Source organism: Corynebacterium sp. CCUG 61414 (assembly GCF_024453945.1).
In the GTDB taxonomy this organism is placed as follows: Bacteria; Actinomycetota; Actinomycetes; order Mycobacteriales; family Mycobacteriaceae; genus Corynebacterium; species Corynebacterium pseudogenitalium.
The window spans coordinates 159,651-170,655 of record NZ_JAGPYU010000004.1; the positions used below are offsets into that span (position 1 = coordinate 159,651).

Consider the following 11,005-nt stretch of genomic DNA (forward strand, 5'->3'; position numbering starts at 1 on the left):
AACCCCCAAAGCTAGAGCAAAGGGATGCCGGGGGCGTCGGCGGCAAGGAATTCGCGGACGGCACGGGTGGCCCGGCAGTCGTCTTCGTTGTACTGCAGTAGGGTCTGTTTTGCGTCCTCGTCGCCGCGGACGGCGGCGAAGCGGCGGTCGATGGAGGCTTCGCCGTCCATGTCGTCGTCCTCCCAGTGGAAGCCGACGATGGGCCCGAGCACCTTCAGCCCCAGCCCGTCGGTACCGACGAGGTGCTTGCGCACCGCCGCGAACACGTCGACCCACTCGTCGGAGGCGATGAACTCCTGGACTTCCTTGGCGTCGATGCTGGCGAAGCGCTGCGCGGACATGCGCAGCCAGTGGTTTTCGCCGGCGGCGGCGTAGCAGTAGGCGGCGAAGGTCTTGCCTTCCGCGTGGGCTTGGGCGCGCTGGTCGAGGAGCCAGCGCCAGAACGCACCGAAGTTGGCTTCCTCCGCGTCGCCGCCGACTTCCTCCCACGTCACGAACGGCCGGTAGCGCTCGCCGTCGAAGGTGCCCCACAGGTAGGCGCCTTGGTCCATGTAGGACTCCATGTCGATGTCGATCTCGACGTCCGCGCGGCGAATACCGATCGGCCCCGGTCTCCTGAGCAGGGGGATCCCGGCGCGCCAGGCTTCGGCGATGCGGGAAGGTTCGCCGAGCTGGGCGTCGATAAGCTGTTGGACCGTCGTGATGCCCTGGGCGCGGAAGCGGTCGCCCTTGCCGCCGGGCAGCACCAGCGAGATGTCGTCGCGCGCCTCGAGCTCAGGCAGGCACAGCGGCCAGAACCTGCAGGTGGCGCACTGTTTGTAGCGGGTTGGGTGCTCGGGCGTGGGCTCGGCGAGCGCGAGCAGCAGCGGCGCGACATACTTTTCGACGTCCACTCCGTACGCCAGCGACCTATCCTGCCCAATGACGCCGCCGCGGCCCGCGGAGCGCTCCCCAAGCAGGAGGTGCGCCATGGCCAGCCGGTAGCCGTCGACGGTGTGGTGGCGGTACTTGCCCGCTACCCGCAGTGGCGCCCCCAGCCCAAGGCGCCCAACCGGCACGGCCTGCAGCGTCGAGGTCGGGTGCGTGCGCGCGACTCTGTGGTTCGAGATGATCACTGGCACGTACCCGTCGGCGGTGCGCACCAGGATGTCGACGTCCACCTCGACCGCCACCCCGGCGATGTCCCCATGGAGCGTCGCCCGCGTGATCAGGTGGGTGCCGCGGCGCATCAAGTCGAAGACGCCCTCGGTGGTGGCGTCCGCGGCGTCGGCGCGGGTGAAGAGGCGGCGCCGGCCGTCGCCAAGCGCTGGCTTGGTAGGCAGCTGGGCGAGTACCGCCTCCTGCACCGCGATGCGCTGCGGCATGTGCGCCTCAGCCTCCTCGCGCGACGGGTAGTCCGGGAACTGGCACCTCCGGCGGAACCGGAAGCGGCACCCCACAAGATCCGACGGCCGCATGCGTGTGCCATCCTGCCGCTTCGACGTACTCACAATGGGCAATATTCTACTAGGCGCAGTGGAGAAACAGGTAAGGTTGGTGTCCAAACGAACGCTGAAGCGTAAAGGAGTTAACTCGCATGGGACTGTTCAAATCCATCCGGAAAGCACGCACGAAGGCCAAGGCTGAGATTAAGGCCGCGCAGGCGCACGCCCGCAAGCTTGCCAAGGAGGAGGCGAAGCAGGACTTCCGCACCGCAAAGCTGCTGGACAAGGCCGAGAAGCGCCTGCTGAAGGCAGAGAAGCAGGGCCTGAAGCAGAAGCGCAAGCACGAGGAGCGGCTAGCGAAGGCACATCTGCAGCGCATTGAGGAATCCGGCATTACGAAGAAGAAAGCCAAGCAGTGGCTCGGCGCGACCCGTCTGCTCCTGCCGGTGCTGTTGCCGCTGTTCTACAAGGGCTGGACGTCCTACCAGCAGAAGCAGGTACAACAGCGCGCGCAGAGCGTCGGCCTGTCCTCCCAGGAGGTCTCGCGCTTTTCTGAGCGCGGCGGGCAGCTGAAGTCGCGCGTCGACGCCCTCGAGGGCCAGGTCAAGACCGCCGAGCTGCCGAAGGGCTTCGCCACCGACGCGAAGGTCCGCCTCGCGGAGCTGCAGACCGCGGTGGAAAACGCCGAGCACATGAACCCGGTACAGCAGCGCCTGGCACACAACTCTATTGATGAAGACCTGCAGAAACTGTCCGCGGAAGTGCAGAAGAAACTTAATTAATATTATTGGCCAAAGTATTTGCTAGACTTCCTCCAAACGCGAACACTACTCCCAAGTATCGTTCTTGGGAGTACCGGAGAAAGGACAGCCTTCATGGCCCGGCAAAATATCACCCAGTTTTTCGATGCCCTGGACCACACGCCCCTGCACGAGGCGGATGTTCGCGTGATCCGCTTCGGGTTACAGGGGAAGAATTACGTGCTGGACCTCAAGCCGGAGAACGCGGAGCGCTTCCTGGCGCAGCTCAAGCCGTACGTCGAAGCAGCTAGGGAGGCGTGCGACGCGACCGATCGGGCCCTTGACCCCGCCGAGATCCGCCGTTGGGCGCAGACCGAAGGCCTGCCCATTGCCAACCGCGGCAAGATCCCCCTCGGCATCGTGGAAGCGTTCCACGAAGCCCACCCCTACTACTAGAGCACGCCCTGCTCGCGCGCCGACGCCACGGCGGAAGTACGGGAACGCACACCCAACTTGTCGTAAATGTGCACGAGGTGGGACTTCACGGTCGCCTCAGAAAGCATGAGCTCCGTGCCAATCTCCCTATTCGACGACCCCGCCGCCACCAACTGCAGCACCTCCAGCTCACGCGGCGTGAGCGAGGAGCGCGGAGTGCGGTCGCGCGTCTCGAGGCGCTCGCGCACCACCGGGGACATTGTGGCGTCGCCACGCGCGGTGGAGCGCACCGCGGCGACGAGCTCCTCCGGCGGGGCGTCCTTCAGCAGATAGCCGACGGCTCCGGCCTCGATCGCGCCAAGGATGTCGGCGTCGGTGTCGTAGTTGGTCACCATGAGCACCTTCGGCGGGTTCGTCATCGAGGCGATAATCTGCGCCGTTGCCTGCGCGCCCGTGGTCACGCGGGTGCCCTCGACGCCCGCGCCGAAGCGGAGGTCCATCAAAATCACGTCGATGCCACCGGCCTGCGCCATCGCGATCGCGCCCTCAGCTGTGGCAACTTCGCCGACGACCATAATGTCTTCGGCCTCCTCGAGCACGGCCCGAAGCCCCAGCCGGACGATCTCATGGTCATCAGCCAGCAACACACGAATCATGAAGTTTTCCTCTCCACCTGGTCAGTCTTTTGTTTGATACTACTCGGTACCGCCACAGAAAGTGCTGTCGGCCCGCCGGGCTGGGACTCAATTGCCAGCTCACCGCCCAATTCCTCGGCCCGAGAACGCATCGCATCGAGACCCAAATGGCCTAACCCTGAGGGCTTTTTGGCCTGGCTCGCTACGTCGAAGCCCTTGCCGTTGTCCACCACATCAAGGCGGACCTCGTCATCCCCAAACGTCAGCGTGATGCGCATGCGGCTCGCCTCGGAGTGCTTCACCGCGTTCGACACCGCGCCCTGCGTAATACGCAGCAGGCCGGCCTCGATCCGCATCGGCAGCTGCTGCGGTTCACCGTCGACCTCCACCTCGATGTCCATGTCGCCCGTCGTACCGAAGTCCGCCGCGATGCGCCGCAGTGCCTCCTCCAGCGACGTCGTGCTCAGCGGCGCCGGCGTCAGCGCCGCAATAATCGCACGGGTCTCCGCCAAGTTTCTCGACGCCGCCCTGCGTGCCGTCTCCATCCTCTTCAACGGCGCCGCCAGCTCTTCCTCCGAAAGGTCCGTTGCCAACAGGTCGCGCTCCGCGGCGTGCAGCAGCATCTGGATCGAGGACAGGTTCTGCGCCACCGTGTCGTGAATCTCGTGCGCGAGCCGTTCCCGCTCCTGCGCCACACCGGCTGCGCGCTCCGTAGTTGCTAGCTGTTCGCGTGTCTCCAGTAACTCGTTGATGAGCTCGGCGCGCTCGTCGCTCACTTTCGTAATCGTGGTGAAGGCATAGTTGATCGCCAGGACCACCACCGCCGACAGCGCCGGCCCCAACACGCTGCCCAGCGTGAGATGATCCGGCAGCTGTATCAGCACCGTGATCACAAGCCCAGCAGCAACCCCGGCAATACCTCGCCAGTCGTTGAACGCCCGCATGTACACGAAGAACAGGATGAACACCCAGTACATCGCAACCACGGAGATGGTCGTGTCCAGCATCCACACGCCGGTCAGCCCCACGAGCCACAGCACGCGGCCCGGGGTAGCCCAGTAGTGCATCTCGGTCATCCCGTAGAACAGGAGGAAGGAAAACGTCGTCACCAGAGTGATGTGCAGCAGCGCCTCATCCAGCGACATCCGCGCCAGCGCCGCCAGCGACACCAGCACCAGCGACACCGACAACACCGTGATACCGATATCCAAAGAACGGTTTACCGGCACCTCAGTGGTTTCGCCGGGGCCCGGCGACAACACAGCTAATCTGGAACCCATGCGTTTGACACTACCCACCCTCGCAGCAGTCATGGCATTTGGCGTCCTCGCCGGGTGCGCCGCCCCCGACCCGGATCCGGCGCCCGCGGGCGAAGGGGGCGTCGAGAAGCAACAAGCCGCCCTGCCTCTCGACGCCCTGCCCGCCACCGACCGCAACGCGTGGCAGCCCTGCCCATACCTCGACACCGACTGGGTCGCCGACGCCAACGGCCAGCGCGTCACCGGCGTAGGTATCGACGCCCGCTTCGACCCCCCAGCCTGCCAGTTCTGGTCCTACCCGCCCGAGCCACAGCTGACCGTCATCGTGCGGCACATGGACAGCCCCGAGGACGCCATGGCCGTAGTCGACTGGGCAACACCCATCGACTACACCGAGCCCGCCAACCAGCCAGCCGGGTGGAACGGCGGGCGCCACGGCGGCGGCGCCGTGCCCAACCGGATCGGCGCCGCCTACTCCGTGGCCAAGGGCAACACGGCCGTGACCGTGTTCACCAACCAGGACGAGTCCATCAAGGCGCAGCTCGTCGCCGAGGAGACCATCAAGAACCTGCAGCTCTAGAGCGTTACACTGCGACGTCGTTGTAGGGCATCTGCGCCGACACCCACGGAAACACCACTTCCATCAGCAGGAAGAACACGGCCACCGCGATCACGATCGCGAGCAGCCACTTCACCGGCGTAGGCCCCGGCAGCATCCGCCAAAGTGCTCCATACATTGTCTATTTCACCTCCGACATCGCCTGCGGCAGCGTTTGCTCGCCCGGTGTTTTCGCCAGCACCTCAGTCTGCACGGCGTGGATGATCATGCGCTCCGCGTTCGAAAACTGCGGGTGGCACGTGGTCAGCGTGATCATGCCCAGCATGTCCGGGCGCACCTCAATGGAGGGCTGCTCCGGGATCGGGTTGATCACGTTCACGTCTCCCGGCAGCGTAATGTGCCTGCCCACCACGTTGCGGTACTCGCCCGTCGCGATCGGCTCGTTGATCTCGGCTGGCACGCAGCCCGCCGCCACGTCCCGGCGCTCCTGCGGGTCCAGGCCCATCGGCAGCACGCGGTACGTCACCCAGGAATCCTGTGTCTCCACCACGATGGCGTCACAACTGTTCAGCGCCCCAAGGTCGTTGAACGGCGCTCCCTTGCCCACGCGGTGGCCCGCCACCGCGAAGTTGCCCGGCTCGCCCGGCATCTGCGTGTCCGGGTAGCGGCCCGGACCCACCAACAACTCGTTCTCGTCGGTGCCCTCGATGATGGCGAACTGGTAGTCCGACCCGAACGCAGGGATGTACATGCGCGCGAATGCGTCGCCAAGCTGTGGCGCGCGCAGCTGGCGCGGGTTCTTCCACTGCTCCGACAACGTGTCCTGCGCTTCGTTCTGCATCTTGCCGGACGCGATATTCGTCCAATAGGACTCGTAAAACGCGAACAGCAACAACAACGCCCCGATGGTCAGCAGCACCTCGCCGAACACCTGGGAGGCGCGCACCTTGCGTCTGGGTTGTTGGTAAACCATGGCCTAACATTAGCGAATGATGGAAATCCTCGTCTATCCCGTATCCGCCGTGCTGCAGTTCTGGCACTGGCTCCTCGCCGACGTCCTCGGCGCCCCCGTCTCTGGCGCCTGGATCGCATCCATCATCCTGCTGGTCATCACAGTGCGCGGCGCCATCGCACCGTTTTCCTGGAAGACGTACAAGGTAGGCCGCACCAGCTACATGATGCGCCCGCACATGAAAGCCATCGCGGACCGCTACGGCAGCTCCACCGCACTCGAGGACATCGAGGCGGAGCGCGAAGCCATCAAGAAACTCCGCAGCGAGCACGGCTACAACCCGCTCGCCGGCTGCGTTCCCGCCATGATCCAGCTGCCGTTTTTCTTCGGCCTGTACCGCCTGCTGTACTGGCTCGCCGTCCCCGACGTCGGCGACGCCCACCGGATCGGCCTGCTCACCCCAGACGAGATCGAAAGCTTCCGCAACACCACGCTTTTCGACGTCCCCCTCCCCGCCTACGTCTCCATGACACCCGAGCAGTTTGCCTCCCTCGGCACCACGGTCGACGCCGTTCGCGGCCTGGCCATCCCGATGCTCATCGCCGCCATCTGCTTCACCAGCATCAACCTGCTGCTCTCCCAGATCCGCAACCGCACCACCCTCGAGTGGGAAAACGCGTTCACCCGCGGCAGCTACCGGTTCCTGTACTGGATGATCCCCTTCATTGCGCTGTCCCTGACCACGGCGGGCCTGCTCGGCCTCGTACCGATCGCGCTACTGCTGTACTGGGTAGTCAACAACTTCTGGACTGCCTCACAGACCGTTCTGCTCTGGGCGTTGCTTGTAAAGCGTTTCCCATCCGAGGAGATTCACCGCAACCATGTACGCGAGGCGCGCGAAGCGTACGTCGAAAAGAAGCGGGAGAAGCGGGAGCGCAAGCGGACCTGGCGCCGCAAGAAGGCTGGCGCGCTCGTGCGACCAACGACCATCCCAGCGGTTCGCCGCGACATCCGCGCAGAAAAATCCGCCCTTGCCGAGGCCAAGCGCGAGGAAAAGCGCGCCAAAAAGGCCATCGAAAAAGAGCGGTCGAAAGTGCAGCGGGAGGCTAAATCGAATAGTCAGCAGGAGGAGTCCCAAGCGTAGCTTTCGCCAACGAACGAGCGGTTTCCAGCGGCGCGGTATCGCGCACGAAGCGGGCTCCCGCCAGTCCGCCGTCGAGGAAGATCAAAAGCTCATTTGTCTGCGAGGCCGAGTTGTAGCCGTTCTTCACGCTGAGCAGGTGCGTAATCGTGTCGTACATCCACTGGCGGTGCTTCTTACACGCCGCAACGATGCGCTCCTCCGACTCCGTGTCCGGGCGCGGATACTCGTTCGCCGCGTTCAGGAACGGCGAGCCACGGAATTCCCGGTCCGGCTCCTCCTCAATCGCCATGTCGAAGAACGCCAGCACCTTGCCGTCCGCGTCGTAGACATGCTCGGTGCGCTCCGCCCAACGCTGCCGGTACTCCTCGTCCAGCCGCTCAATGTACGCGATGACCAGGTTGTCTTTCGACCCAAGCAGAGAGTACAACGACGCCTTCGCGACGTCCGCCTCCCTCAAAATACGGTCAATACCGATGACGCGGATGCCTTCTTCTTGGAAGAGTTTCGTGGCGGCGTCCAGCAGCCGCTGCCGGGGGCTGGGACGATTCCGCCTCCTGGAAGCACTCTTTGCCTTGCTGGTTGTACCGCTGCTCACGCGACTGCTCCTCCAAAATCTCTAGTAGACAAACCAGTACGTTCACCATACCGCGTACCGTAGTTTCTGAAAAGAAAAATACCGGCCGGGGGTGTGCCCCTCCGGCCGGTACATACATCACGCGCTTTTCGCGCTACTGGCTATTGGCGTTGTTTGCCTTTCACAAAGTTGACAATGGTCAGCAGGATCACCGCACCAAGGATGCAGGTGAAGAAGCTAAACCAGAGTCCGCCATTGTCGACGTCCACTCCGAACTTCGCCAGCAACCAGCCGCCAATCAGACCACCGATAATGCCGACAATAATATTCAGGCCGATGCCCATGTCGGCGTCCTTGCCCTTAATCTTCGAGGCAATCCAGCCTGCAAGTCCACCAATAATAATCCAGCCGAAAAAGCCAAGTCCCAGCATGTCTACGTTCCCTTCTATAACGATCGTTTAATGTCTACTGACCATGGTGCCTCCTATTCGGGCATAATGCCACTACGATTCGGACACCAACAGGTAACGATCCGGGAACGGCACCGCTGGGACTTGGTTGCGTGCCGCGAGATTAGTCGTTCGGACGAACAACCATCATCGGGCACGGCGCGGACTGCAGCAGCGCACGCGACGTCGAGCCGAGCAGCATGCCCTTGAACCCGCCACGACCGTGGGAACCGGTGACCAGGAGCTGTGCACCCTCAGCGGCTTCGGTCAGTGCGCGGACTGGACGGTCACGCGTAATCACCTTGCGGATCTGCACATCTGGGTACTTCGCGGCGGAGTCCTCCAGGTAGCCATTGAGGATCTCGTCCTTCTCCTCCTGCACAGCCTTCCAGTGCTCGTCCGTGACAGAGAACCCAGCGCCCGGCCCTTGCACCTGCGTATCGATCCAGGTGTGCACCGCAATCAACTCCGCACCGCGAGCGTGCGCCTCCTCAAAGGCGACCTCCGTTGCGTGGCGGGAAACCTCAGAGCCATCAACGCCGACTACGACAGGGCCGTACTTATTCTCTTCCGTCACGTTGTTGTCCTCGCGGACCACCACAACCGGGCAGCTTGCGTGGGAGACAACCGCACCAGACACAGAGCCGAGGACCATCCCGGAAAGCCCGCCAAGGCCACGCGACCCCATCACGATCATGGTCGCGGTACGCGACATCTCAAGCAGCATGTCAATCGGGGATCCCTCCGCGATTGCGTGCCCAATCTTGATATCTGGGGCGACCTCAAGCGCGATGTCACGCGCCTCCTCGACCTTCTGGATGGTTTCCTTCTGCAGATCGTCGAACAGCTCCTTCGGCGGAACCATCCCCTCCGCGTACAGGAACTGCGGCATGGTGTAGCTTGCAGCCAGCTGCAGCGCGATGCCGCGCTTCGCAGCAGTGTTCGCCGCCCAGCGGACCGCGTTGTGGGAAGCCGGGCTTCCGTCCACAGCTACAACGACCATTTCTTCATTCGACATGTGTTTCGCCCTTTCTCAAGAAGGTAGGCAGTTTCTACCCCCATTGTAGACAAAACCCACATCGATATCGTGGCCCTTATTTGGGAATTTCCACGGGCTTCGCGCCCTCAGAGTTCGCAGGGAAGAACGTCTCATAGAGTGCTCGCAACACGTCCGCGATCACCTTCCCGATACCTTCATTGAAGAACGCCAGTACTGGTTGCAACATCGCTCCAAGATCCATAGCGACTAATCTAGCAAAGGACATGAGTAGAAAACGAAGGAAGTCGCCCCCGCCACTGCCTCCGCGCGATGGCCTCGGCGCGTCACGAGTCCGCGTCCCCGACGCCCCCATTACCGCCGGCGACTTCCTCACCGAAGTCATCATGGGGCAGCGCCACCGCCACCCCGATGACGACGCCGCAGCCGTCCTCCAGCGCTTCGCCGTCGGCGAAGTCGTCCTGCGCGACGGCACCCCGCTCTCTCCCAACGATATTTTGCAGCCAGGCACGGACGTCTTCTTTTATCGACGCCCCGCCCCCGAAACCCCCGTCCCCTTCATTCCCACCGTCGTGTTCGAGGACGACAACGTCCTCATCGTCAACAAACCACCCTTCTTAGCGACGATGCCACGAGCCGCCCACATCACCGAGACCCTCACCGTCCGCCTTCGCCGCGAGGCCGGCAACGAGGAGCTCACACCGGCCCACCGCTTGGACCGGATGACGAGTGGCTTGTTGCTACTGACGAAGCGCCGTGACGTCCGCGGGGCGTACCAGGACATGTTCGCCCGCCGTGAAGTCCGCCGCCTGTATTCCGCGGTTGCTCCTTATGATCCTTCGCTACCTGCCGGACCTTGGCGGCATCACATCGTCAAAGAACACGGCGAAATTGCTTCCAAGATTGTCCGCGGCGCGGAACCCAATTCAGAGACGCTGTTCCTTGGCGCGTCCCGTTTGCCTTCGAACGAAGAATCAGTGCTTCAAGAACGCTACGGAGTGGAAGAGCCGCTCGGGCGCTATCTCCTCGAACCGATCAGTGGACGCACGCACCAACTGAGAATCCAGATGTTGGATGCCGGGGTGCCCATCATCGGCGACTCTATCTACCCCGTCCCACATCCTTTTGGGGAGGACGACTTCACCAAACCAATGCTGTTGGAATGCATTTCCGTTGCCTTCACCGACCCGCTCTCCAGCAAGGCCGTCCACTTCACGACCGACCCATCGGTGCCCTGGCCATAAACCCTCTCGGAGTACCAATAGTGTGTCTCCAACGGTAGCCGAGGCAGCTGTGCACCACATTCCGGGTCTTCGAGACTGTGCGGTGACGTTTCCCCAGCTCACGCCCCCTACGTAAAGGAATCTGGTGCACACACCCCACACCCGAGCCACACCACACCCCCACCAAAACAAAAAAGTGTGGTGAGCATGTGCCACAACAACACACACCCACCACACACAATAAAATGAAGTTATAGGCCGGCGGTAACCTACTCTCCCACACCCTCCCAGGTGCAGTACCATCAGCGCGGGCGGGCTTAGCTAACCGGGTTCGGAAAGGGACCGGGCGTTTCCCCGCCGCCATCAACCACCGACACGACCAAAAAATCGTGCCAACACAATACTGTTGATAACAACGACAATATTCAAATAATCAGCACAGGCATGTTATGCCAGACACTGCACAGTGGACGCAAACACTCTCTTCTCGCGGAAGAACACTCAATAATTTGACCATAAACAATGCACACCATGTGTTTTGTTTTAGTCTCGGTGTAATTAGTACCAGTCACCTTACACACCTCACAGTGCTACCAGATCCGGCCTATCAACCC

General features: G+C 62.7%; 14 protein-coding genes and 1 rRNA gene. 5 read left to right on the forward strand and 10 right to left on the reverse strand.

The window, feature by feature from the left end; all coding sequences use genetic code 11:
• Window positions 1-11: 11 nt before the first annotated feature.
• Window positions 12-1,490 carry a TM0106 family RecB-like putative nuclease gene (locus KBX14_RS05410; RefSeq protein ID WP_370687062.1) on the reverse strand — a complete coding sequence of 493 codons (1,479 nt, stop codon included), beginning with the start codon at window positions 1,488-1,490 and terminating at the stop codon, window positions 12-14.
• Between the two features lie 86 nt (window positions 1,491-1,576).
• On the opposite strand from KBX14_RS05410, the gene KBX14_RS05415 reads away from it, so the two are divergent.
• Together KBX14_RS05415 and KBX14_RS05420 are read left to right on the forward strand one after the other, a co-directional pair.
• The gene (locus KBX14_RS05415; protein WP_070361747.1) at window positions 1,577-2,206 is read left to right on the forward strand and encodes a DUF6474 family protein; all 630 of its coding nucleotides are present in this window, start codon (window positions 1,577-1,579) and stop codon (window positions 2,204-2,206) included.
• A gap of 93 nt (window positions 2,207-2,299) precedes the next feature.
• On the forward strand, window positions 2,300-2,620 hold the full coding sequence (locus KBX14_RS05420) for an Lsr2 family protein (protein WP_256042000.1): 321 nt from the start codon (window positions 2,300-2,302) through the stop codon (window positions 2,618-2,620).
• On the opposite strand, the gene KBX14_RS05425 is transcribed toward KBX14_RS05420, so the two are convergent.
• Together KBX14_RS05425 and KBX14_RS05430 are read right to left on the reverse strand one after the other, a co-directional pair.
• Window positions 2,617-3,255: a response regulator transcription factor gene (locus KBX14_RS05425; protein WP_070361745.1), complete on the reverse strand. Its 639-nt coding sequence runs from the start codon at window positions 3,253-3,255 to the stop codon at window positions 2,617-2,619. The two genes, KBX14_RS05420 and KBX14_RS05425, sit on opposite strands and share 4 nt — an antisense overlap.
• Window positions 3,252-4,514 carry a sensor histidine kinase gene (locus KBX14_RS05430; protein WP_070361744.1) on the reverse strand — a complete coding sequence of 421 codons (1,263 nt, stop codon included), beginning with the start codon at window positions 4,512-4,514 and terminating at the stop codon, window positions 3,252-3,254. Before KBX14_RS05430 ends, KBX14_RS05425 begins: the two co-directional genes overlap by 4 nt.
• Here KBX14_RS05430 and KBX14_RS05435 point away from each other — a divergent pair.
• Window positions 4,513-5,073, forward strand: coding sequence for a DUF2020 domain-containing protein (locus KBX14_RS05435; protein ID WP_083291002.1), 561 nt, complete (start codon window positions 4,513-4,515; stop codon window positions 5,071-5,073). The two genes, KBX14_RS05430 and KBX14_RS05435, sit on opposite strands and share 2 nt — an antisense overlap.
• Before the next feature lie 4 nt (window positions 5,074-5,077).
• Here the strand turns inward: KBX14_RS05435 and KBX14_RS05440 are convergent, their stop codons facing one another.
• Window positions 5,078-5,230 (reverse strand): hypothetical protein, encoded by a 153-nt coding sequence (locus KBX14_RS05440; protein ID WP_168156155.1) that lies wholly within the window; start codon window positions 5,228-5,230, stop codon window positions 5,078-5,080.
• 3 nt (window positions 5,231-5,233) lie between these two features.
• On the reverse strand, window positions 5,234-6,025 hold the full coding sequence (locus KBX14_RS05445; RefSeq protein ID WP_070361743.1) for a class E sortase: 792 nt from the start codon (window positions 6,023-6,025) through the stop codon (window positions 5,234-5,236).
• Between the two features lie 16 nt (window positions 6,026-6,041).
• Here KBX14_RS05445 and yidC point away from each other — a divergent pair, with 16 nt between their 5' ends.
• Window positions 6,042-7,148: a membrane protein insertase YidC gene (gene yidC, locus KBX14_RS05450; RefSeq protein ID WP_070361742.1), complete on the forward strand. Its 1,107-nt coding sequence runs from the start codon at window positions 6,042-6,044 to the stop codon at window positions 7,146-7,148.
• Here the strand turns inward: yidC and KBX14_RS05455 are convergent.
• The 4 genes from KBX14_RS05455 to KBX14_RS05470 form a co-directional block, all read right to left on the reverse strand.
• Window positions 7,111-7,743 (reverse strand): TetR/AcrR family transcriptional regulator, encoded by a 633-nt coding sequence (locus tag KBX14_RS05455; protein ID WP_070361741.1) that lies wholly within the window; start codon window positions 7,741-7,743, stop codon window positions 7,111-7,113. The genes yidC and KBX14_RS05455 overlap by 38 nt on opposite strands.
• Window positions 7,744-7,883: 140 nt before the next feature.
• Window positions 7,884-8,153 carry a GlsB/YeaQ/YmgE family stress response membrane protein gene (locus tag KBX14_RS05460; RefSeq protein WP_070361740.1) on the reverse strand — a complete coding sequence of 90 codons (270 nt, stop codon included), beginning with the start codon at window positions 8,151-8,153 and terminating at the stop codon, window positions 7,884-7,886.
• 142 nt (window positions 8,154-8,295) lie between these two features.
• The gene (locus KBX14_RS05465; RefSeq protein WP_070361739.1) at window positions 8,296-9,189 is read right to left on the reverse strand and encodes a universal stress protein; all 894 of its coding nucleotides are present in this window, start codon (window positions 9,187-9,189) and stop codon (window positions 8,296-8,298) included.
• 76 nt (window positions 9,190-9,265) lie between these two features.
• Window positions 9,266-9,412 carry a hypothetical protein gene (locus KBX14_RS05470; RefSeq protein ID WP_168156154.1) on the reverse strand — a complete coding sequence of 49 codons (147 nt, stop codon included), beginning with the start codon at window positions 9,410-9,412 and terminating at the stop codon, window positions 9,266-9,268.
• A gap of 22 nt (window positions 9,413-9,434) precedes the next feature.
• Here KBX14_RS05470 and KBX14_RS05475 point away from each other — a divergent pair, with 22 nt between their 5' ends.
• The gene (locus tag KBX14_RS05475; protein WP_256042001.1) at window positions 9,435-10,412 is read left to right on the forward strand and encodes a pseudouridine synthase; all 978 of its coding nucleotides are present in this window, start codon (window positions 9,435-9,437) and stop codon (window positions 10,410-10,412) included.
• Window positions 10,413-10,647: 235 nt separating this feature from the next.
• Here the strand turns inward: KBX14_RS05475 and rrf are convergent.
• Window positions 10,648-10,766 (reverse strand): 5S ribosomal RNA (rrf, locus tag KBX14_RS05480).
• Between the last annotated feature and the right edge of the window lie 239 nt (window positions 10,767-11,005).